General features: G+C 36.3%; 18 protein-coding genes. 14 read left to right on the top strand and 4 right to left on the bottom strand.

Annotated elements, in window-relative coordinates:
• The first annotated feature begins 185 nt into the window (after positions 1-185).
• From CBF31_RS04805 to CBF31_RS04795, 3 genes are all read left to right on the top strand, one after another.
• Positions 186-1,676 (top strand): ATP-binding cassette domain-containing protein, encoded by a 1,491-nt coding sequence (locus CBF31_RS04805; protein ID WP_126831259.1) that lies wholly within the window; start codon positions 186-188, stop codon positions 1,674-1,676.
• Between the two features lie 156 nt (positions 1,677-1,832).
• Positions 1,833-3,380: an AMP-binding protein gene (locus CBF31_RS04800; RefSeq protein ID WP_126831258.1), complete on the top strand. Its 1,548-nt coding sequence runs from the start codon at positions 1,833-1,835 to the stop codon at positions 3,378-3,380.
• 78 nt (positions 3,381-3,458) lie between these two features.
• Positions 3,459-4,049, top strand: a complete 591-nt coding sequence (locus CBF31_RS04795; protein WP_148112186.1) for a hypothetical protein — start codon at positions 3,459-3,461, stop codon at positions 4,047-4,049.
• Positions 4,050-4,073: 24 nt separating this feature from the next.
• Here the strand turns inward: CBF31_RS04795 and CBF31_RS11025 are convergent, their stop codons facing one another.
• Positions 4,074-4,241, bottom strand: coding sequence for a hypothetical protein (locus CBF31_RS11025; protein ID WP_170167884.1), 168 nt, complete (start codon positions 4,239-4,241; stop codon positions 4,074-4,076).
• An 88-nt stretch (positions 4,242-4,329) separates the two neighbouring features.
• The gene (locus CBF31_RS04790; protein ID WP_126831256.1) at positions 4,330-5,433 is read right to left on the bottom strand and encodes a helix-turn-helix domain-containing protein; all 1,104 of its coding nucleotides are present in this window, start codon (positions 5,431-5,433) and stop codon (positions 4,330-4,332) included.
• Positions 5,434-5,621: 188 nt separating this feature from the next.
• Here CBF31_RS04790 and CBF31_RS04785 point away from each other — a divergent pair, with 188 nt between their 5' ends.
• The 4 genes from CBF31_RS04785 to CBF31_RS04770 all read left to right on the top strand — a co-directional run bounded on the left by CBF31_RS04785 (position 5,622) and on the right by CBF31_RS04770 (position 16,463).
• A complete protein-coding gene (locus tag CBF31_RS04785) occupies positions 5,622-6,263 on the top strand; it encodes a sugar O-acetyltransferase (protein ID WP_126831255.1) in 642 nt (213 codons plus the stop codon).
• A gap of 75 nt (positions 6,264-6,338) precedes the next feature.
• Complete coding sequence (locus tag CBF31_RS04780; RefSeq protein WP_170167883.1) at positions 6,339-7,436, top strand: PTS transporter subunit EIIC; 1,098 nt, start codon at positions 6,339-6,341, stop codon at positions 7,434-7,436.
• A gap of 21 nt (positions 7,437-7,457) precedes the next feature.
• A complete protein-coding gene (locus CBF31_RS04775; protein ID WP_126831253.1) occupies positions 7,458-9,743 on the top strand; it encodes a beta-glucosidase in 2,286 nt (761 codons plus the stop codon).
• Positions 9,744-10,148: 405 nt separating this feature from the next.
• Positions 10,149-16,463, top strand: coding sequence for a bacterial Ig-like domain-containing protein (locus CBF31_RS04770; protein ID WP_170167882.1), 6,315 nt, complete (start codon positions 10,149-10,151; stop codon positions 16,461-16,463).
• A gap of 44 nt (positions 16,464-16,507) precedes the next feature.
• Here the strand turns inward: CBF31_RS04770 and CBF31_RS04765 are convergent, their stop codons facing one another.
• Both CBF31_RS04765 and CBF31_RS04760 read right to left on the bottom strand, forming a co-directional pair.
• Entirely contained in the window at positions 16,508-17,074 is a 567-nt protein-coding gene (locus CBF31_RS04765) for an NADPH-dependent FMN reductase (RefSeq protein ID WP_126831251.1), read from the bottom strand.
• Positions 17,074-18,156, bottom strand: coding sequence for an LLM class flavin-dependent oxidoreductase (locus CBF31_RS04760; protein ID WP_126831250.1), 1,083 nt, complete (start codon positions 18,154-18,156; stop codon positions 17,074-17,076). Before CBF31_RS04760 ends, CBF31_RS04765 begins: the two co-directional genes overlap by 1 nt.
• 185 nt (positions 18,157-18,341) lie before the next feature.
• Here CBF31_RS04760 and CBF31_RS04755 point away from each other — a divergent pair, with 185 nt between their 5' ends.
• From CBF31_RS04755 to CBF31_RS04725, 7 genes are all read left to right on the top strand, one after another.
• Entirely contained in the window at positions 18,342-18,788 is a 447-nt protein-coding gene (locus CBF31_RS04755) for a MarR family winged helix-turn-helix transcriptional regulator (RefSeq protein WP_126831249.1), read from the top strand.
• A complete protein-coding gene (locus CBF31_RS04750; RefSeq protein ID WP_126831248.1) occupies positions 18,781-20,190 on the top strand; it encodes an MDR family MFS transporter in 1,410 nt (469 codons plus the stop codon). The genes CBF31_RS04755 and CBF31_RS04750 overlap by 8 nt, the downstream gene beginning before the upstream one ends.
• A 118-nt stretch (positions 20,191-20,308) precedes the next feature.
• On the top strand, positions 20,309-20,569 hold the full coding sequence (locus CBF31_RS04745; protein ID WP_126831247.1) for a hypothetical protein: 261 nt from the start codon (positions 20,309-20,311) through the stop codon (positions 20,567-20,569).
• A 16-nt stretch (positions 20,570-20,585) separates the two neighbouring features.
• The gene (locus CBF31_RS04740; protein ID WP_126831246.1) at positions 20,586-21,515 is read left to right on the top strand and encodes a LacI family DNA-binding transcriptional regulator; all 930 of its coding nucleotides are present in this window, start codon (positions 20,586-20,588) and stop codon (positions 21,513-21,515) included.
• An 81-nt stretch (positions 21,516-21,596) separates the two neighbouring features.
• Complete coding sequence (locus CBF31_RS04735) at positions 21,597-21,950, top strand: DUF2200 domain-containing protein (protein ID WP_126831245.1); 354 nt, start codon at positions 21,597-21,599, stop codon at positions 21,948-21,950.
• Between the two features lie 210 nt (positions 21,951-22,160).
• On the top strand, positions 22,161-22,733 hold the full coding sequence (locus tag CBF31_RS04730; protein ID WP_126831244.1) for a hypothetical protein: 573 nt from the start codon (positions 22,161-22,163) through the stop codon (positions 22,731-22,733).
• Positions 22,734-22,748: 15 nt separating this feature from the next.
• Positions 22,749-22,952, top strand: coding sequence for a helix-turn-helix domain-containing protein (locus CBF31_RS04725; RefSeq protein WP_211330820.1), 204 nt, complete (start codon positions 22,749-22,751; stop codon positions 22,950-22,952).
• The last annotated feature ends 93 nt before the right edge of the window (positions 22,953-23,045 follow it).

Raw genomic sequence — 23,045 nt, 5'->3', positions numbered from 1 at the left:
AATTCTTATAAATAAACAGGGTCAGTGTGTCTACAACTAGATGAAAGAGAACTAGGGAATACTTCTAGTATTTTTTTAAAACACCTCTGTTTAGGCAGAGGTGTTTTTTTGTGCGCAAAGGAGGCGACTTTAGTGTTAAACAGTTAGATAAATTCAGCCTAAAAATTTAAAAGCAGGTGATAAGTATGATGATGGTAAGAAAACTAAGCATACAGGAGAGAAAGACAGGTCGGACATTAATAAAAGAGTTAGATTTGACTATCAACAAAGGGGACAAGTTGGCTATTATTGGAGAAGAGGGAAATGGTAAATCGACGTTACTTCAGGTGGTGAGAGGGACAGAGTTTGTACCTGAGTATGTTGAAGTATCAGGTGAGGTAAGCAGTCAAGCCTCTGTTATTGGTTATCTGGAACAACAGGTTAATGAAGAAGATTCTGTAAGGATAATGGATTTATTTCAAGAAGTGGATTGGAATGAGACTTTATTAAAAACGATGAAAGAATTTGGTATTGATAATTTATATAGCGAACAATTATTTAAGTCATTGTCAGGTGGCGAAAAAGTAAGGTATCAATTGTTAGCGATGCTAGCAGTAGAACCTGATTTGATTTTATTAGATGAACCGACTAACGATATTGATATTGAGGCAATCGAGTGGTTGGAGCGTTTCGTTAAAGAAATAACGATTCCAGTGGTTTATGTTTCTCATGATGAAGTATTCATTCAAAAAACAGCAACTATTATTCTCCATATAGAATTAGCGGGAAGGAAAGATATACCTCTTCATACTATTGATAAAGAAGGGTATGAGAGTTATAGGAAGAGAAGGCAGGAGCGGATTGAAAAGGAAGAGCATCAGATAAAAAGTCAGACTCGTGATATGGCAGAGAGAGAAGCAGCATTGCGTCAAGTCTGGCAAAAAGCTGAGCATCAACATCAGAATGTTAACCGAGCGGATCCGCGTTTACAAAAGAAAGTGGCTAATTTAAAGAATCAACGGACACGTTTAGAAAAAGAAAAATCAAATATTAAAGGATTTACAGCCTATGAAAAAGAAAGTTATTTTAGTTTTGATTATGCTGCTTATGTTCTGACAGGAAAAAAATTAGCAACCATCGACGTACCTGTGTTACAAAATGAGGGGAAAATGTTAGCAAAAGAAATTGTTTTACCCATTGAAACAGGTCAAAAAATAGTCATAACAGGTAATAATGGGTGTGGGAAATCTACTTTATTAAAAGAGATTTATAACCAGATACCTAAATCAAAAGTAGGGTATATGCCACAAAACTATCAAGAGGTTTTACCTATGAACCAATCAGCTGTTGAGTATTTGGTTCAGACAGGTGAGGCAGAGGAAAAGACGGCTATTTACACGATGTTAGGCAATATTAACTTCACCCATGAAGAAATGTTAGTGCCAATGAGTGAGTTAAGCGGTGGACAGCAAGCTAAGGTATTATTACTGTCAATGATTCATAGCGAAGCAGAAGTTCTAGTCTTGGATGAACCCACACGTAATCTAAGTCCAATTACCAATCCGCAACTGTACCAAGAATTATCTCAATTCAAAGGAACAGTTATTAGTGTGTCTCATGACCGAAAATATATAGAATCACTTGGTGGTATATGTTATTTATTAACTGAAAAAGGACTTGAAATTAAGGAGCAATAGGGTAATAGAGTACAAGTGTAGTAAATCTTGTGGATATTATTTTTCTTAATATGTTAAAAATGTCTAAAAAATAATACTAAGTTAGCTAAAAAAGTTGTTTCGTTATAGATACTCTTCGTGATAAAATGAACATATTGATTTAGAAGGAGTGACAGAATGAAATTTCCAGAAAATACGTATGAACCATTAAATTTATTTAGCAATTTTAAAGAGGCAAGTGTCAAGTTTCCAGAGGTAACGATTCAGTCTGATTCAGACTTACCAGCTTTTCCAGAGTTTGGTCGTGAGGTTACTTACGAAAAAGCGACAGAAGCTATCGTGAAACGTGCCAATCAATTGATAAAATTAGGTGTCAAAAAAGAAGATAAAGTCATCATTTTTAAAAGCAGTCGATTTGATACATATTTACTAGCCGTTGCTGTTTCTTATATTGGAGCAGTTCCTGCGATGATTTCACATCATTTACCCACTGAAATCATGAGTGTTTTAAGTGACCGCTTAGAAAAACCATGGTTGATTTTTGATGAAGCGACAGAGCCAGTTGCCACAGAATTAAAAGCAAGCGACCATATTCATGCTATTAAATTAGCTGATTTAGTCGTAACACCAATTGAAGAAAGCGACTATGTTGAACAGGCTTTCCTAGACCGTGACCAAATTTCTTACATAACTCATACATCAGGAACGACAGGTATTCCTAAGTTAATTGCGCATTCAGCCAATTCAATGGGCTGGCGCACGACTTGGCAACGTAATGTCTTTGATTTAATTCCAGAGAAGAAATTAATGGCTTTCCATATTTCGCCTGTTCATTCTCGCTTCAATATTGGGATTAGTTCAGCTATGTCTAAAGGCTTCCCGTTATTAAACATCTCTAACCTTGCAGAAGAACAAGTAAAAGCAACCTTAATTCAGTACCAACCGTATACATTAGAGACACATCCTAACAACTTTGTACGTTGGTCTCGTCTGGCTAAGAAAGCACCTGAAGCATTTAACTCAGTGTCTTATTTCCATTCAACATTCGATGCGATAAACAAAGGAACAATGGCTGATTTCTTAAACGCGTCAGCTGATGCTAATGCATGCTTCATGCAAGTATATGGTCAAAGTGAATGTGGGCCGATGATTTTCAAATTCCACAAAAAAGAGACGGTTATGTCAGTTGATTCTCGTGATATGGGGATTGGTATGCCAGGTTTAACAGAAGTTAAAATCGTGGATGCTGAGGGCAATGAACAACCTGCTAATACACCAGGGAATATTTTAATGTTATCAAAAGGTCGCGCCTTAACGTATTATAAAGAAGACCAGCGTTTTGCTGATAATGTCTATGATGCATGGTGGGACAGTGGGGACTACGGGATTAAAAATGAAGCTGGCGAATTATTCTTATACGACCGCCAAGTTGATTTAATCGAAACGGTAGATAGTAACTTAGCATTAGAGGATGTCTTATTGGACCAATTAGAATTCTTAGATGAAGTTGTCATTGTCAGAGGGATCGATGATAAACCACAACCGATTATTTCTGTAGCTGAGGGCTGTGACATGGATTGGTCACGTTGGTGGAATTTAGTGGCAGAGATGCCAACTTTAAATGAACCAATTATCATGACATTTGATGCTATCCCACGTACAGCAACAATGAAGGTACAACGCTTAGTATTAGAAAAAGAAATTAAAGAAGGCCGTTTAGCCTAATTTAAATAAGTGAAAGACTCTGATTAGTCAGAGTCTTTTTTTAGTGTTATATTATGTAAAGATAAAGAGATGAGAGGGATGGAAGAGATGGGATTTATTTCTATTTTTGGTAATAGTAAATACATTAATATTTGTACAGATAGCTTAGTTTATGGGGAAGGGAATCAAAAAATTGAAGACCATTCTAAGATTTTACGCTTAGATGATACCCATGCGATGACCTATACAGGCAGTGCATCTGATATGGATAAGGTGAAAGACTATGCTAGCGAACAGCTAAAAGCAGTTTCTTCTTATGATGACTGGTTAAAAGTAATGACAGACTTTGTTGCAGAGATGCCATATGAAACCGCTAGCGAAAAAGTTATGGTTTGCTTGATTGGGAAAATGCCAAATGGTTTACGTATGAGTTCATTTTCTAATAACTCAGAAGACCAATTAGATGATTTAAAGTTAACGGATAAGGGCTTAAATTATATGCTACTTGCTGATTTTGAAGATGAATCAGGCGAAGTGGTCGGTCAATTATCTAAAAGCATTAAAACCTATACTGATAAAAGTATGAAGTCACGTGATGTGATGTTAGCTCAAAAAGAACTAGCTCAGTTTGTAGCAGCTACTAAACCAGAGCATGCAAATGCTAACTTACAAACCTTAACATTTAAGTAAGAAAAACGACCCCTAGTACTAAAACTAGTGAGGTCGTTTTTTGACGTATTTTTTTGTAGCAGTTGTTTTAGCAAAACTAGTTGTTGGTGATTTTTGAGTATGACGTTTACCAGTTGTCTCTTCACCGGGCAAACTTTTACCTTGTTTCATGGCAATTAAGCGTTTCGCTTTTTCTTGTTGCGAGTTATTCATAATAGACACTCCTAATTTTTAGTAGTTAATTTATTATAGCATCTCTTGCTAAAAAAGGTCAGTCACTTGTATAAGTGGCTGACCTTTTTTAGTGACTTAAACGGCGTAGATGCTGTGAAGGTGTATAGCCAAAATAGTTTTTAAATAATTTTGAAAATGAATTAAGGGATTGAAAGCCAAGAGATTCAGAAATTTCACTGAGTGAATACTGTTGCTGTTCTATCAATTCGCAAGCTAAGTTTAGTTTTTCATGTTTGATGTAACGTGCTACAGAGGTTTTCAAGTCTCCCTTAAAGACTTTATCCAAGTGGTTTGGGCTGATAGTAAGAAAATCTGCCACATCCTCTCTTGTAATAGGCTCATAAAGATGGTTACTGATATATTCTCTGGCTTTATTGGTAATAGGACTAAAGTTTAACTGTTTTTCTTGATGAACTTTTTTAGTTAGTTCAACAAGAGCATCTGTCATTAATTTGCTAATATCAGAAATAAACTGAGTGTCTTCAAGTGCCTGAATGTAACGGTCACTCAGTGTGTAGGCAATTTCTGGAAATAAACCACCTTGAATCGCAGCACGTGTTGCTAGGGTGACCGTTGTAATACTAATATTTCGGTAATGACGCATTAAACTTTTCTTTGAGAGGATCCCAATTGAGTCATTCTCTTTATTAATGGGATTTAAAAGCAGAAGTTCTTTAACTTTGTCAATTTGACCTTCTCTAATAGCGGTTAACATCATCGCCTCTAATTCCTGTTGATGAAGAGGAATATCAGGAGTTAAGGAAGAGTGAGGTAGTGAAGGGTGAGGAACTGTTTCTAAGTCTCCTGAAAATAATAGCTTAGCCCCTTGTTTTTCAAAAATAAGATAATAGAGCAATTCTGCCAATGACCTTAATGCTACTTTTTTTAAATAAGGAAGAGAAGTCTGCTTAGAATCTATTGTGAAAGGGCCAAGTAAATAATAAAAATCAGCAGTAGGAAACATAATAAAGTTGCTATCATCATTTGACTCAACAAATAGAGGGTCTAAGTCAAATTGATGTTTTTCATAAAAACGAGTAATAAGATGTGTTTTTTCTGAATCCAAATCGGTGTGAGGGGCTATTTTTTTTAGGTCATCAGTTGAGTGAATGGCATGCAACTCAACGCCGTGTATGTCTTTGATTAGTTTTTGAACCTGTTTAAATTCCACGTGTCTGCCTCCTTGTTATCTTTTCTTAATCGTAACTTATGATGAATAAAAACGCAATTTTTGGATATTATTATCCCGTTTTACTCATTAGTTAGAAAAAGAGAGTGAAATCATCTAGTTATACCGAATTAGCAGCCGTATACTGTGTCTTGTCAGTCAGACAAATTAAAAGAAATGAGGAAGATAAGATGAGAACAGAAAAAGAAAAAATGATTGCTGGTGATTTTTATTTATCAGGAAATGATGTGGAGATTAATGCAGGGTTAAGTCGAGCACGCTCACTCCTTTATAAATTTAATCAATCACATCCACATGATGAGGAGTTACGCTACGGCATCATCAAAGAATTATTTGGTAAGACACCAGATTTATTTTTAGTTGAAACACCATTCAAATGTGACCATGGCTTTAATATTTCGGTGGGTGATTATTTCTTCGCTAATTTTGATTGTACGATGCTAGATGTTGCGCCAATTACAATTGGTGATCGTGCTTACTTAGGACCAAAAGTAGGATTGTACACAGCTAATCATCCGATTGATAAAGATATTCGTCATGAGTTTTATGAATTCGGTTCACCTATCACAATAGGAGATGATGTGTGGTTAGGAGCAAATACAATCGTAACACCAGGTGTCACAATTGGAAGTAATGTGGTTATTGGAGCGGGGTCAGTCGTGACGAAAGATATTCCAGATAACGTAATAGCAGTTGGAAATCCTTGTAAAGTTTTACGTCCGATTACAGACGAGGATAAAGCGTATTGGCAAACTCGCAAAGAAGAGTATCAAGCAGAATTAGCTGAAGGAAATCAAAAAGAAGAAAAATAAAACAGGCGGATACTCGAGTGAGCTAATTATAGCTAAAAGGAGGGTTGAAGCGATTTTATTAAGGAGGCAATGGAGTTGAATGAAACAGTAGCAACAGAATCAGGCCAAGAAGTAAGAGGGCTTAATAAAGTAATTGCGATAATTTCAGCTATTTTTACTCCCTATATAGGGATTTTAGCTGGAGCAGGAATTTTGATGGCGCTCAACACACTTTTACAAAAAATGACGATAATTTCAGCAGAATCATTAATTAGTGTGGTGTTAACATCAGTTTCATCCGGGGTTTTTACTTTATTACCAGTCTTTATTGGGATAACAACAGCCAAAGTATTTAAGAGTAACGTTTATATTGGTGTTGCATTAGCGACGGCTTTATTATTCCCCTTAACAGCAACGGATATGCCTGATGCGATTCATTTATTTGGGTTAAGTTTAGGGGTAAAAGGATATGGTGGAGCAGTTATTCCAACAATCTTAGCGGTTTGGGTAGCAGGCTATATCGAACGTTTTTTCAAAAAAATAGTACCAGACGTAGCGGAAGTAGTTGTAGTCCCAGCGTTAACTTTACTAGTAGCAGGCTTCGTCACTTTCCTAGTGATTGGTCCTTTGGGTATGGCTCTAGGTAGTTGTATTTCATGGGTATACGGTCAAGCTTATGGATTTAGCCCCTTAATAGCAGGCTTATTATTAGGCGCTTTATTTCCTTTCACATTTGTTTTCGGTATTCATTGGAGCATTTTACCAGTGGCAATGATTAACATTCAATCACTTGGTTATGACACGATTTTACCAATTATGATGATGGCAGTTTTTGGTCAATTTGGAGCGGCAGCAGGAATGATCAGACATGTAGCAAAAGAGGATAAAGCTTTGACTATATCGACATTAATACCAGCATTCTTTGGTATTACAGAACCGGCGATTTATGGTGTTAATTTGAAGCACGGCAAACCATTTATTATTGGGGCTTTTGCATCAGCACTAGGCGGAGGTTTAATTAGCTTCTTAGGTGTTAAAATTTTCCAATTTACACCGATTTTAAGTGCGCTATATTATCCGCTATTTATTGGACCAGATTCTAGTATGAGGTTAGGCATTTTATCATCGGTTGTTACGTTTGTAATAGCCTTTGTAGGAACATTTATATTTGGAAAAATCAAACAAAAAAACTAATTAAGAAAAGAGAGAGTAACTATGACAAACAATTATCAAGCATTATTAAGTGAGTTAACATTAGAAGAAAAAGCAGGATTATGTTCTGGAGGAACGTTCTGGGATTTAAGAGGAGTTGACCGTTTAGGTATTCCAGAGATTGCCTTAACAGATGGACCACATGGGTTAAGAAAACAACGCCGTGACCAATCTGATCATTTAGGTTTTATGGATAGTGAGCCAGCGATTTGTTTCCCACCTGCTGTAGGGTTAGCGTCATCTTGGAACCGTGAATTAGTGTATCAAGTAGGGGAGGCTCTTGGTGAAGAGTGTTTATCTCATGACGTTAGCGTGTTATTAGGACCTGGTATTAATATCAAACGTTCGCCTTTATGTGGTCGTAACTTTGAGTATTTTTCAGAAGACCCGTATTTAACAGCACAAATGGGTGCGGAACAAGTTAAAGGGACACAGTCGATGGGTGTTGGGACATCATTAAAACATTTTGCAGTGAACAATCAAGAAACACGCCGTATGACAATTGATGCTAAAGTGAGTGAACGTGCTCTTAGAGAAATCTATTTATCAGCCTTTGAACACATTGTTAAAGAGGCACAACCGACAACAATTATGACCTCATATAATAAAGTAAACGGGGAATATGTTAACGAAAGCAAACGTTTGTTACAAGATGTCTTACGTGACGAGTGGGGATTTGAAGGTGTTCTAGTATCAGATTGGTTGGCTGTTGATAATTGTATTAATGGGATTAAAGCCAGCCATGATGTTGAGATGCCGACAACAGGCGATTACTCACCTAACAAAATTGTTAAAGCCGTTAAAAGTGGTGAATTACTAGAGAGTGATTTAGATAAGGTAGTCCTACGTATTTTAGCGTTAATTGAAAAAACAGAAATTACGAAAAAATATGACATGTATGATCAAGAAGAACACCACGAATTCGCACGTCAAGTTGCGGCAGAAACAATGGTTTTATTGAAAAATGAAGATAATACGTTGCCGCTAAATCAAACAGATAAGGTGTTATTAATAGGTGATTTAGCTCAAAAACCTCGTTACCAAGGTAGCGGAAGTTCTCACATTATTCCAACAAAAATTGAGAATTTACGTGAAGAGTTAACGAAATTAATGCCAGAAGGTAATGTAACTTTTACAAGAGGATACGAAGCAGACCTTGATGTGTCAGAATCTAATAAGTTAGTAATTGAAGCTTGCGAGTTGGCACGTAAAGCAGATAAAGTTATTTTACATTTAGGCTTACCAGCTCGTTACGAAGCGGAAGGGTTGGATAGAACTCATCTAAACTTACCAGAAAATCAATTGGAGTTATTATCAGCAGTCTCATCTTTTAATTCAAATGTGATTGTTGTATTGTCAAATGGTTCAGCTATTGATTTATCTTGGGATGGCAAGGCGAAAAGTATTTTAGAAGCATACTTAGGAGGCCAAGCAAGTGGAGGTGCTATTGCAGATATTTTAGTAGGGAAAGTAAATCCTAGTGCGAAATTAGCGGAAAGTTTCCCTGAAAAATTAAGCGATGTATCATGCCACCATGATTTCCCAGGTGTCAGAGATGAAACAGTTTATACAGATGATATTTTTGTAGGCTACCGTCATTATGATAAGGCAGGGCTTACAACACGCTATCCATTTGGGCATGGACTTAGCTACACAGAATTTACTTATAGTGGCTTAACAATCAGTGCTAAAAATATGTCTGCAGATGAAAAAGTATCCGTGACAGTTACTGTGACGAATACAGGAAATACCAAAGGAAAAGAAATTGTACAATTGTATGTTTTACCATTAGGTGCAACAGTCCCACGTCCTATTAAAGAGTTAAAAGGATTCGATAAGGTAGAATTGGAGCCAAACGCATCTACCGAAGTCACTTTTATTGTTGATAAAGAAGCTTTAAAATACTTTGATTCAGTTGCAAATGAATGGTACGTTGCATCAGGTGAGTATCAATTAGCGGTTGGGAAGTCAGCAGATCAACTTGTATTAAAAACAAGTATTACTGTTGAAAATAATACCCCACTAGCAACACGTGTGACTCGAAATACACCAGTTAGAGATGTTGCAGCAGATCCAAAAAAATATGAAATTGCTCGTGAGCTATTTGAAACATGGTACAGTCTGATTGTTAGAGAAAAGACTAGCGATAATGACAAAGTAGATACTGAATTAGGTATTGCGACGTATAATAATATGCCATTACGAGGAATAATTAATTTTTCTCAAGGTCAGTTAATTGATGATGAAAAATTAGATAAGTTGATTACAAAATTAAATGCAGTGAAGTAAATAAAACAGGAAAAAAATAAGAGGGCATAAGCTCTCTTATTTTTTTGTTTTAAATTCTGAATGGATTTTTTATTTTTAGGATAATTGTGTTCATTAATTGATCTAAATAGGATTTTTATGCATAAAAATAAGCTGAAATAAAAAAAGTTCAAAACTGAGCACATAAATATTATACATTTTTGACAATTAATGTTATTTTAATTATATAATAAAAAAACAAGAGAAGATGTTGGATAAGTCATTGTATATAGACGTTTCGTAACCAAGTGTCTAAATATGGTTTATTTAGTAAGCGCAGACATTGGTGAATGTTTTATCTAACTTCCTGTATTATAAAAAAAGATGCATAAAAAGTATCGATATAGTCACAGTACTCATCCCTTGTTTGAGAAAGGTTGGTTTTGTATGAAGAAATGGAGTTTTTTATTTATTGCAACAACATTAATGGTATCACCTTTAATAGGAGTGAGTGCGGAGATAGCTAATGAGAAACAAGTTGAAACAATTACAGAGCCAAAAATAGCATCACCACTGGCAAAGATTGAAAAACAGCTAGCAAGTATCACGAAAGGGAAAAATCCAGAAAAGAGTAAGGGCAAAACTGAAAATGGAAATAGAAAAATTTCAAAAAGTAGTGGCGAAGTAAGCGCGAAAGGAACTTGGGGGACGTCGAAGTGGAAGTTTTCCAATGGTGTGCTTACATTAGGAGCAGGTCAACTAGGAGAGAGCAGTGAAGCACCTTGGATTTCTATTTTAGAAGATGGAGTAGATGCTCGTTCTATTGATGAAGTAGTTTTTTCTGGAAAAGTGAAAGCACCAGCCAATAGTTCGGGCCTGTTTGCTTCATTAATTAGTGTTAAAAAATATAAGAATATTTCAAATTTAGATACAACATTGGTAGTCGATATGAGTGAAATGTTTGCTGACAATTATGAATTAACTGAATTAGATGTCTCACATTTTGACACATCTAAAGTGACAACATTAGAAGGGACGTTTCAAAATACAGCCAAGTTAAAAAAATTAGACGTTAGTACATGGAAGACATCTAATGTGAAGACTATGCGTTACTTATTTTATAATGCGGGGATGGATAGTTTAGATGTAAAGGATTGGGATACTTCCAGTGTTGAAAATATGTCAGCTACTTTTTCTGGAACTAAGTTCAAGACACTAGATGTAGGAAAGTGGGATACAAGTAAAGTTACAGAAATGGTTGCAACTTTTTCAAGTTCAAGACTTAAAGAATTAAATTTTGAGAATTGGAGCACGGAAAGTGTTACAGAATCATACGATATGTTTAATGTGGGTAGTTCAATGGATAAACGACTAAATGGCTTAGCTAAATTTACTATAGGTGACAAATTCCAATTCGTTTCATCGAATCGTCATTTTTCACCTTCAGAAAGCTTGCCAACAACAGGAAATTGGGTGAAAGAAGACGGAACTGGTCAAGCGTATACTCCTTATCATTTTGTACAGTATTATGGGACGAATTCTACTAGTACGAATAAACCTGAACCAGGAACATATGTTGCGGAAGTTGATAAAGATGCTGATTTATCAAAACCGGTAACAGTGGAATACTTAGATGCTTCAACTTATATTCCAATAAGCGAAGAACGCATAGTTAAAGGTTCTATCGGAGAAAAAATCTCAATTAGAGTCCGAGAGATTGATAACTATAAATTTAAAGAAGCTGATGCAGATTTAGATGTCGTAATTACTGATAAAGAACAAACCCTTAAATTATATTATGATTTTGCTAGTGATGTTACATCTGGAACTTGGGGGAGTGCTCCTTGGGAATTTAAAGATGGTATTTTGACAGTCAAAGCAGGGGAATTAGATAGACATCCAACTGCACCTTGGAGAGGACATTCTAGAAATCTTCCGGAAATTAATGCAAGTGAAATTAAAGAAATTGTTTTTGAGGGTAAGGTAAAAGCACCAGTGGATTCACAATTTTTATTTTCAGGACTAGAACAAAATGAAGGTGGAAGTCAGAGATTAGCAAATTTAGAAAAAATAACAAATTTAGAAAATTTTGATACATCTGAGGTGACCAACCTTTCACGGATGTTTGTCGGAGCAGTCAAATTAAAAGAGTTGGATTTAACGAGTTGGAACACAGAGAATGTCACGAATATGAGTGAAATGTTCATGAATACACCAAGTTTGGAGAAATTATCTATCGACACGTTTAAGATGTCTAAGGTGACGACTATTGCTAGTATGTTTAGTGGATGTGGCGCTAGGAGTCTTGACATAGCAAATTGGGATACCTCAAGTTTAACAACGATGAACAATGCTTTTTATCACGCAAAAATGACTAATTTAGACCTAAGTGGATGGGATACTTCTAACGTAACTAGTATGAGGCAAACTTTTATGCAAAGTACAATTCGCGATTTAAACCTAGCGAACTGGGATACCAGTCAGGTTGCTAATAATGGGATGACTCGTATGTTTAATCCAGATCCTGAAAGAGATCTACATAGTGGCTTAACGCGAATCACTTTAGGCAAGAATTTTGAATTTAAAGGTTATAAGATGCAGTACACAAACCCTGCATTGAATCCTTGGCTAGGGATGGGGATAGGTGAATGGATTAGAGAAGATGGTTCAACAGCGTCTTATTTACCAGAAGACTTTATGGAACAATACGGGAGTGGTGAACTTGTTCCTGGAACCTATGTGGTTAGACCGGCTAAATCGTTAGTTGAAAGACCGATTACAGTGTATTACGAAGACGAAGATGGGAATGAAATTAAATCACCAGACAAACTTACTGGAGAATATGGGGATAAGAAAAAGATAGAAATTCCTGAAATTGAGGGGTATAAATACATAAAAGCGGATAAATCACTAGATATGTCAATAAACTGGGATCAACAATCGATTACATTGACTTATAAAGACATGGATGAATCTAGTATCAACGTAAAAAATACAACTATTGCTCAGGGAAGTAAATGGTTGCCAGAAGACAATTTCATTGGTGGAACAGATGAAAAAGGAAATGAATTGAATTTTAAAGATGTTGAGGTCGAAGGAGAGGTTGATACATCTGTTTTAAGTCATTATTTTGTTGAATATAAATACGGGAAAGTAAGTGAAATGGCTGTTATAACAGTCGTAGAAAAACCAGAACGCCCAGAAGTATGGCCAGGTGTCGGTATTAATAAAACAAGTGTGGAAGCAGAAAACTCAACAATCGTGGTAGACAGTAAGTGGGAAGCGAAAGATAACTTTATTAAAGCGACAGATAAACTTGGTGTAGAGGTTAAATTAGAAGACGTAAACGTAACAGGAAAAGTAGATACGTCAACAGTCGGTAAATACGATGTAATATACGAATACGGCGGTGTTTCTACAGTGATTACAGTCACAGTCGTAGAAAAACCAGAACGTCCAGAAGTATGGCCAGGTGTCGGCATTAATAAAACAAGTGTGGAAGCGGAAAACTCAACAATCGTGGTAGACAGTGAGTGGGAAGCAAAAGACAATTTTATTAAAGCCACAGACAAACTTGGTAAAGAAGTTAAATTAGAAGATGTAAACGTAACTGGAAAAGTAGACACATCAAAAGTTGGTAAATACGATGTAACATATGAATACGGCGGTATGAAAACTGTCGTTACAGTCACAGTTGTAGAAAAACCAGAACGTCCAGAAGTATGGCCAGGTGTCGGCATTAATAAAACAAGTGTAGAAGCAGAAAATTCAACAATCGTGGTAGACAGCAAGTGGGAAGCAAAAGACAACTTTATTAAAGCGACAGATAAACTTGGTGTAGAGGTTAAATTAGAAGATGTAAACGTAACTGGAAAAGTAGACACATCAAAAGTTGGTAAATACGATGTAATATATGAATACGGTGGAGTTTCTACAGTGATTACAGTAACAGTCGTAGAAAAACCAGAACGTCCAGAAGTATGGCCAGGTGTCGGCATTAATAAAACAAGTGTGGAAGCGGAAAACTCAACAATCGTGGTAGACAGTGAGTGGGAAGCAAAAGACAACTTTATTAAAGCTACAGATAAACTTGGTAAAGAAGTTAAACTAGAAGATGTAAACGTAACTGGAAAAGTAGACACATCAAAAGTTGGTAAATACGATGTAATATATGAATACGGTGGAGTTTCTACAGTGATTACAGTCACAGTCGTAGAAAAACCAGAACGCCCAGAAGTATGGCCAGGTGTCGGCATTAATAAAACAAGTGTGGAAGCGGAAAACTCAACAATCGTGGTAGACAGTGAGTGGGAAGCAAAAGACAACTTTATTAAAGCTACAGATAAACTTGGTAAAGAAGTTAAACTAGAAGATGTAAACGTAACTGGAAAAGTAGACACATCAAAAGTTGGTAAATACGATGTAACATATGAATACGGCGGTATGAAAACTGTCGTTACAGTCACAGTCGTAGAAAAACCAGAACGTCCAGAAGTATGGCCAGGTGAAGAAATTAATAAACTTAGTATTGAAGTTTGTAGTTCAACAATTGTCGAAGGGAGCGAGTGGCATTCAGAAGATAATTTTATTAAAGCGACAGACAAACTAGGTAAAACTATTTCCTTTGATCAAGTCAAAGTGACTGGTAGTGTTGATACTTCAAAATTAGGAGAGTATCAAGTCTCTTACACATATAAAGGAATGACAGTTACGGCAACAATCTCTGTAGTGGCTAAACCAGAACGTCCGGAAGTGTGGCCAGGTGAGGAAATTAATTTGACAAGTATTGAAGCGAAACCTTCGACAATTACTGTTGGAAGTACTTGGAAAGCAGAAGATAATTTTATTAAACTGACTGATAAATTAGGTAAAGAAGTTGCATTTTCTGAAGTAAAAGTTATCGGTACAGTAGATACTTCAAAAATTGGTGAGTATGATGTAACGTATGAATACGAAGGAGTTTCTACAGTGATTACAGTCACAGTAGTAGAAGAGCCAGAGCGTCCAGAAGTATGGCCAGGTGAAGAGGTTAACCTGACAAGCATTGAAGCAGCGAACTCAACAATTGTTGTAGGAAGCGAGTGGCATGCAAAGGATAATTTTGTTCAAGCGACAGATAAATTAGGTAACGACGTATCGTTGGATAAAGTTAAAGTGAACGGGATGGTAGATACTTCCAAACCAGGAGAATACCAGATTAGCTATAGCTACGAAGGTATGAGCATTCGTGTAACAGTAACGGTGGTAGAAAAACCAGAACGCCCAGAAGTATGGCCAGGTGAAGAGATTAATCTGACAAGTATTAATGTTCAAAACAGTATGGTAACAGTTGGAACAGCTTGGGAAGCGAAAGATAACTTTGTGAGTGCAACAGATAAGCAAGGTAAACCAGTTGGTATAGGCGCCGTCAATGTTTCGGGTGAAGTTGATACCTCAAAAGTAGGCGATTATAACGTTACTTACACTTATGGCGGAATGAGTATTAGTGCGATTGTAACGGTAGTTGAAGTGCCGGAACGTCCAGAAGTATGGCCAGGTGAAGAAATTAATCAAACGAGTCTACTGGTTCAAAATTCAACACTGACAGTTGGAAGTGAATGGACAGGTAATGATAATTTTATTCAAGCTACGGATCGCTTAGGTAATCCAATAGGTTTTGACCAAATCAAGGTTGAAGGAACAGTTGATACAACTCGAACAGGTGAATACCAAGTTACTTATAGAAACCAAAACGTGATAGCAATCGCTACAATAACTGTTGTAGAAAAACCAGAACGTCCAGAAGTATGGCCAGGTGAAGAGGTTGATTATTCTGATATTAACGTTCAAAATTCAACACTAGCAGTTGGGACAGCTTGGGAAGCGAAGGCTAACTTTGTGAGTGCAACAAATAAGCAAGGTCAAGCAGTTGAGTTTTCTCTGGTTAAGGTTGATGGACACGTAGACACAACCAAAGTTGGAGAATATCAGGTTGCTTATTCATATGCGAATCAAGTCGCGACTGCTACGATTACGGTAGCAGAAAAACCAGAACGTCCAGAAGTATGGCCAGGTGAAGAGGTAAATAAAACGAGCCTACAAGTTCGAAATTTAGTCCTAGAAATTGGAAGTAAGTGGGAAGCAAAAGATAACTTTATTAAAGCTACAGACAAACTAGGTAAAGATGTATTATTTAAAGATGTGATTGTATTAGGTGAAGTAGATACTTCAAAAGTTGGTGAGTATGAACTTACATATAGTTACGGTGGTCTAAAAGCAACAGCGGTTGTTATGGTTATAGATAAAGAAGATCAAGACAAAGATAAAGAGCAAGACAAAGACAAAGATCAAGATAAAGACAAAGACAAAGATCAAGATAAAGATAAAGACAAAGATAAAGATAAAGATAAAGATAAAGATAAAGATAAAGAGCAAGACAATAGCGAAGGGAAAAATCAAAATAATGACCAGAACGGAGACAAAAATAAAGGTCTCGGTTTAGGAAGTAATAATGGGATTAACAAAGGTGTACCGCAACTAGGAACAACTAATAGATCATTGGGAGGTGGCGTAACGAATAGAGCTAATTCAACAAGAGCAGTTTCAGGAAATGATGCAAGAACACAGTTACAAAAAAAATTAGGAACAACTCTCCCAGCAACTAATAAAGTCATTAGTCAAAAAGGGTTGCCACAAACAAGTGAAAAAAATGAGCCATGGTTGGTTCTATTAGGTGGAATGTTGTTGAGTTTAGTTTTCATATTTAGAAATAAAAATAAATAGTAAGAGTTAAAAAAGGACCCATCTAGTAGATGGGTCCTTTTGTTTTAAAAGCCATAAGAGTCTTCTTGCTCTTGCCAAGCGGCTTGATAGGTTTTAGCTAGGACAAGACTGTCTTCTGCTAACTTGTGTAGTCGTCTTGTAACGTCATCGTTAGTAATGGTTTGTTGATAAAAATTAACATCTTCAATAAAAACATAGTTAGAAACAAGAGTTCCTTTCATATAATGGATAATTGGTTTTAATTGTGTTTCAGCGACTAAAAAATGCTTTGGAGAGCCTGCTGTCATTACAATCCCTACAATTTTTCTATCAAGAGCATTTTGAGGGAGCAAATCAAAAATATTTTTTAGTGTGGCTGGAATCGAAGCTTGAAAAGTAGGCGACCCGATTAAAATAATATCCGCTGCCATAAGTTCAGCTGTTACAAAACCAGCATCTCCTGGATAATCAAGATAGTTGCGTCCATCACTAAAGGGTAAATCGTAGTCTTTTAAATCTAAAAGTACTAAGTCATGGTCAGGTGCTGTTAGTTTTAAGTGGTCGTATAAATAAGTCATAGCTGTTTTGGTTTTCGTTCCGACGGTTGAGCCAGAGAGTAATACAATTTTCATTAAGACGTCACTTCTTTCTTTGTATATTTCTTAATTGCAGGAACAATTTCATTTCCTAAAAGTTCGATATTCTTCATAATTTTATCAAAGGGAACACCACCAAAATCTAATTGTGCAATGTAACGTTGATTATTAAATACTTCATGTTGATAAAGTATTTTTTCAATAATTTGTTGAGGAGAGCCAACATTGATAATACTTTCTCTCTCTTTGCCATGAGCAAAAGCAGGCTTTGGAAAACCTTGTCCATTAGCTAAAGTTAGGCCTTGGTTAACATGAGGGTAGTAGTCTTTAAAAGCATCTTGACTATCTTCTGAAGCGTAGAAGAAACCTCCAGTTGCAACGGTTAACTCCTCAGGTTTAAAACCGGCATGTTCACCTGCTTGTCGGTAATAATCAAGTGTTGGTTTAAATGAAGAAGCGGGACCGCCTAAGTGTGCTAAATACAGCGGCACACCAGCTCGTCCTGCGTTCATCGCACTGGTAGGTGTGCCACCAACAGCACGCCAGATTGGTAAGTGAGCGTTTTGTGGACGAGGAATAATGTGAGCATCCGTTAATGATTTTCTAAACTCGCCATTCCAAGTCACTGTTTCTTCCTGATTAATTTTTAAAAGTAAGTTAAATTTTTCTTCAAACAAGGCTTCGTAATCCGCTAAATCATACCCTAGTAAATCGAACAATCCGACGCGTGAGGCCCGACCTGCTACTAATTCCATGCGACCATTTGATAATAAATCAAGAGTTGAAAAATCTTCAAAGACTCTTACAGGGTCAGAGGTACTTAGCATCGTAGCAGAACTTGATAATTTAATGGTGCTCGTTACGGCTGCGATATTAGCTAAAATAATACTATGGGCTTGAGATACAAAATGTTTTTGATGACTTTCACCTAAAGCAAAGACATCCAAGCCGGCTTGTTCGGCCAAAACAGCCATTTCTTTAATTTCATTTAAACGTTGTTGTGGGCTAATTAATTGTTTAGTGTGAGGATTAGGCATGTGGTCACCTAGTGTGTAGATACCTAGTTCTAATCCTTTTGTCTCATCAATGTGTGGAGACGTTGTGAATGTGTTTGTCATAAGGAACAGTCCTTTCTTTCGTAAACACTTAAACGAGTGGTTTAAGATAGTCCTAGTATATATCGCTTACTTAAAGTAAGCAAGTTGTTTGTTTGTGTCTCTGTTTTAAAAACAACTTGCTATTAGTTAGGTACCTAATTATAATAAGTGAGTAGCTTTATTAAGCAAGGAAGAAGGAAGAAAACATGAATTATCGTGATGAAGAAGTTGTTGAGCTGTTTTTTGAGGTCACTAAATTAAACCGACAACAATCAGATAAGAAATTTGGAAATATGAATCCTTTTAGAGGACAGTATCGTTGTTTATTAGTATTAGAACGAAAAGGTCAGCTAACATCGAAAGAATTAAGTCAAGAATTGGGGATTAAAGCCTCATCTGTTAGTGAATTAATAGGAAAGATGAGTGAAAAAGGGTGGGTGTCATCGCATCCTTCTGAAAAAGATAAGCGTGTGATGTTTACGACTCTTACCGAAAAAGGAAAAGAGGAAGCGGCAAGTATAGCAAAAAAACGAGCAGCTGTTCATGCGGATATGGTAAGCCCCCTCACTGAACAAGAAAAGGTGGCATTTGCAGAGTCTCTAGAAAAGATTAAAGCTTATTATCTAAATGGGGGTGAAGAAGCTAATGTCTAATGCTGTTCTAGTTAATGATAAAAAACGAACACTGATTTTTATTAATATTGTCATTACTTGTATTGCGTTGACAATGTTGTCGACGGCCTTAACTACGGCTTTGCCGGCGATAATTAATGATTTAGACATTAGTGTGACAACGGGGCAATGGCTAACTAGTGCATATGCCTTAACGATGGGAATTGTGATGCCGTTATCTGCCTTTCTAATCACAAGATTTCCAACCAAAAAATTATATGTGACATCGTTAATTATTGCTTTGGCTGGTTTATTATTATGTGCGGTTTCAGTTAATTTTCCGATGATGATGATGGCACGAATTTTACAAGCCATAGGGAATGGGTTATTGACTTCAATGGCTCAAGTTATTCTTTTGACCATTTATCCACCTGAAAAACGAGGGTCTATTATGGGATGGTATGGGTTGTCGCTAAGTGCAGCACCAGTCATTGCGCCAACCTTGGCAGGGATGATAGTTGATAAATGGAGTTGGCAAGCTATTTTCTATCTATCAAGTGTGATTATTTTACTTTCATTGCTTTGGGCAGTGATGGTCTTTGAAGATGTCCTTGCCACAAAATCACAACAATTTGATGTGGCTTCGTTTATATTAAGTGCTTTATCATTTGGTGGTGTGACGTTAGCTATTGGAAATATCGGGCAGTACGCCTTTTTCAGTCTGCATGTCCTTGGCTTATTGAGCGTAGGGATTGTAGCAACAGTTTTATTTGTTTACCGCCAATTTAGTCGACCGGAGCCATTTTTAGAATTACGTATTTTGAAAAATCGGTCATACGCACTTAGTGTTATTGGAAGTATGATTTTATATTTAGTTATGATGGCTTCAACGATGTTATTGCCATTGTACGTCCAATCTATTATGGGAAAATCGGCAACACTGTCAGGTTTAATCGTCTTGCCTGGCTCACTTGTCATGGCCTTTATTAGTCCTTTTGCAGGACGTTTATATGACAAAGTAGGGATTAGATTGTTATTTATTGTAGGAGCAGCGATGATGGTTGCGAGTAATTTAGGTATGGTTTTCATTACCCCGGAGACCTCGGTTTGGGTGGCTGGCTTTTATAATGCGACACGCTGTATTGCGATAGGATGCTTAATGATGCCTCTTGTAACGTGGGGGACAAGTCAAGTTAGTCAAGATTTAACCGCACATGCGACCGCTCTTTTAACCTCACTTAGAACAGTTGCTGGTGCAATTGGGACTGCGGTCTTTGTTGGGATTATGACAACAGTTAGCCAATCTTCAGTTAAGACATATGGTGAGAATGCCTCGTTACATGGTCTTAATGTAGCGTTCTTATGGATGACGGCTGTGAGTGTTATTTTACTAGTCATGGGTATCTTTTTAGTTAAAACGCCCAAACCATTAAACAACGACTAAATCAAAAGCTTATCATTTCGGTGATGAGCTTTTTTATTTTTCTAAAATTAGGCCTTGCTATGAAACGAGTTTCATACTCTATACTAAGGGTAACATCAATTGAAAGAGGGTATGAGAGATGAATACTTATATGAAAGTTAACGATCAGTTCTACAATGCAACGGTCCATTTTTCAAATAATTGTTTGCGTGTGATGACTTACTTAGGTGCATTTAAACGTGATATCAGCACACTTGATTGTCGAGAGATTTACTATGCAACCTCAACTCCAGTATTTGGTGGCAAACAAATTCGTTTTGTTTATGAAAATAAACCCTATATCTTGTATACTCAAGGAGAAGGTATGGCAGAATACATTGAAACAGAATTAGGTATTTAAAAAGTGAGGGACAGACATGGCGACGATTCGTGATATTGCAAAACTAACAGGGTATTCCATTACAACCATTTCGAGAGTGATTAACCATCATCCGTATGTAGCTAAAGAAAAGCGTGATGAGATTTTAGCTGTTATGAAAGAGTTGGACTATGTCCCTAATCGTTCGGCTCAAAATTTAAGTACGGGTCAAACCAAAAATATCGGAGTCTTGATTCCTTTTACAAATCATCCTTATTATGACCAGCTACTTTTAGGACTAACGAAAGCGGCTTTTGAAAAGGGGTATCGTGTCACCTTATTACCAACTAATTATGAAGCAGAGTTAGAAAAACAATATTTAGATGAGTTTGCTGCAAAAACTTTCGATGGCCTTATTGTAACAACACGTGCGAATACCTTAGATAAATTTATTCCCTATTTACATGAAGGGCGAATTATTTTTTGTGAAGAGTCACCTGATGTTTCGGTTGGGTGTGTGTACACGGATTTAGAAGGAGCAATTCGTGAGATGATAGCCTCTTTACAAGCTAAAGGATTAAATAAAATTGGGTTGACACTAGGTCGAAGCAAGCGGTTGAGTTACAATTCACGTTTGATTTTAGACTTGTGTGAGGAATTGATTCCTGATTTTTCAAAAGAGTGGATAAAATGGGATTGTATTCATGCGGCGGAGGGGATTGAAGCTGCGCGTTATTTTGAGAAGCTAGGTGTAGAGGCTGTCTTATCAAATGGTGATGAGGTAGGAGCGACTATTTTGCAGCATTACAAAAAGCAAGGCAAGACACCACCACTTGTTATCGGTCGCGATAATTTACTCATTAGTGAGGTCCTTAATTTTTCAACGGTTAATCACCATTTAGTGGAATGTGGTGAAACAGCATTTAGATTGTTTTATGAAGACAGTAAAGAAAAAATTAAATTACCCTATGATTTAATTTGGCGGTAATAAAAGCAGGAAAGCAGATTTGTTTGAATGGCTGTTTTTTCAAGGTAAACTAGTGGTAATAGACAATAAGGAGGCGTTCATATGAGTGAGCCTAAAATTTTTAAGATGTCAGTTGCAAGTGTTTACCCTCTCTATTTAAAAAAAGTAGAGAAGAAAGAACGGACGAAAGCAGAGCTTGACCAGGTTATCTTATGGTTAACAGGTTATACAGAATCAGAATTACAGCATCAACTTGAAAAAGAAGTCGATTTTAAAACTTTCTTTGAAGAAGCTCCGCAGCTTAACCCGAATGTGAGCCTAATAAAAGGTGTAATTTGTGGTTACCGAGTTGAAGAGATTGAAGACTCCTTGATGCAAAAAATCCGTTATATGGACAAGCTAGTCGATGAATTAGCTAAAGGGAAAAAAATGGAAAAAATCTTGCGAGAAAGTTAGATTTTAAGATAAGAATAAGGTGAAAGAAATGGGATTAACAGGGAGTTTTATACGATGACGATGCTCTATAAATAAAACGAAAGACCACATTTTTGTGGTCTTTTATTTTTGTTAAACAATACATTTTTATTGTTTTGCGATAAAAATGTATTGACGAAGAATAAATAAAGGTGTAAGATAAGCTCATATCAAGTTAGGGAGTGGAGAGCAATGGATTATTCAGTATTAGGTAAAGGGTTAAAGAAAGTTGTGAATAGTATAGGTGGAATTTCGTTATTTTTAATGGCATTAGCAGGTGTATTAACAGGATTGTCTTTAACAAATACAACTATTAGAGAGAGCTTTAGTAGCAATAAAGAGTTTGATTTGTTAAATTTAACCATAAAAGGTGACCATTTATTAGATGAATCAACGGTACTAGAACATTTGAAGATAGAATTAGTTCTGATTATTGTGGCAATAATTGGCGTGTTAGGTTTTCTTTATTTTATTAATGGTTTGATTAATGCAGCGATAAAGCGTGGGCTATTTTCAAAAGAATTTTTAAATTATTTTAGAGGTTTCATTTTATTTTCAGTCGTGATGTCGATTATTGTTAATGTTATTTCGTCAGTTTCTGATAATATTGTATTAGGTGCGATTAGTCAGGCTTCTCAGGGAGTGAATTTAATCGCTAAGGTCGATTATATTTCAATTATCTGTGAGTTGATTATTTTATTAGTTTTACACTATGCGATTCGCAAAGGGATAGAAATTAAAAGAGAACAAGAACTAACCATTTAATGAGGAGATGCTACTGTGATTAAAGTGAATTTAAATATTGTCATGGCTCAAAGGGGAATGTCCTCAAATGAGTTAGCAGAAAAAATAGGTATAACGCCAGCCAATTTATCTATTTTAAAAACAGGAAAAGCTAAAGCTATTAAATTTTCAACGTTAGAAAAAATCTGTGAGGCATTAGAGTGTCAACCAGGCGATATTTTAGAATATTGCAACGAGTAAAAATCCCCTCTGAAAGGGGATTTTTTTGTGAATTAAGATTACCTTAACTAAATCATCAGAAAGTCTATATAAACTCCTCCTTATTTTTTGTTT

It is taken from the genome of Vagococcus fessus (assembly GCF_003987565.1).
Lineage (GTDB): Bacteria > Bacillota > Bacilli > Lactobacillales > Vagococcaceae > Vagococcus_D > Vagococcus_D fessus.
The sequence above is the reverse complement of the archived record's forward strand: the minus strand, read 5'-3'. Positions and strand labels throughout refer to the sequence as shown.

Excerpts from the sequence above, each read along its gene's own strand:
- CBF31_RS04805 (WP_126831259.1), top strand. The coding sequence starts at position 186 with ATGATGATGGTAAGAAAACTAAGCATACAGGAGAGAAAGACAGGTCGG.
- CBF31_RS04800 (WP_126831258.1), top strand. The coding sequence starts at position 1,833 with ATGAAATTTCCAGAAAATACGTATGAACCATTAAATTTATTTAGCAAT.
- CBF31_RS04795 (WP_148112186.1), top strand. The coding sequence starts at position 3,459 with ATGGAAGAGATGGGATTTATTTCTATTTTTGGTAATAGTAAATACATT.
- CBF31_RS11025 (WP_170167884.1), bottom strand. The coding sequence starts at position 4,241 with ATGAATAACTCGCAACAAGAAAAAGCGAAACGCTTAATTGCCATGAAA.
- CBF31_RS04785 (WP_126831255.1), top strand. The coding sequence starts at position 5,622 with ATGAGAACAGAAAAAGAAAAAATGATTGCTGGTGATTTTTATTTATCA.
- CBF31_RS04775 (WP_126831253.1), top strand. The coding sequence starts at position 7,458 with ATGACAAACAATTATCAAGCATTATTAAGTGAGTTAACATTAGAAGAA.
- CBF31_RS04770 (WP_170167882.1), top strand. The coding sequence starts at position 10,149 with ATGAAGAAATGGAGTTTTTTATTTATTGCAACAACATTAATGGTATCA.
- CBF31_RS04765 (WP_126831251.1), bottom strand. The coding sequence starts at position 17,074 with ATGAAAATTGTATTACTCTCTGGCTCAACCGTCGGAACGAAAACCAAA.
- CBF31_RS04760 (WP_126831250.1), bottom strand. The coding sequence starts at position 18,156 with ATGACAAACACATTCACAACGTCTCCACACATTGATGAGACAAAAGGA.
- CBF31_RS04755 (WP_126831249.1), top strand. The coding sequence starts at position 18,342 with ATGAATTATCGTGATGAAGAAGTTGTTGAGCTGTTTTTTGAGGTCACT.
- CBF31_RS04750 (WP_126831248.1), top strand. The coding sequence starts at position 18,781 with ATGTCTAATGCTGTTCTAGTTAATGATAAAAAACGAACACTGATTTTT.
- CBF31_RS04745 (WP_126831247.1), top strand. The coding sequence starts at position 20,309 with ATGAATACTTATATGAAAGTTAACGATCAGTTCTACAATGCAACGGTC.
- CBF31_RS04740 (WP_126831246.1), top strand. The coding sequence starts at position 20,586 with ATGGCGACGATTCGTGATATTGCAAAACTAACAGGGTATTCCATTACA.
- CBF31_RS04735 (WP_126831245.1), top strand. The coding sequence starts at position 21,597 with ATGAGTGAGCCTAAAATTTTTAAGATGTCAGTTGCAAGTGTTTACCCT.
- CBF31_RS04730 (WP_126831244.1), top strand. The coding sequence starts at position 22,161 with ATGGATTATTCAGTATTAGGTAAAGGGTTAAAGAAAGTTGTGAATAGT.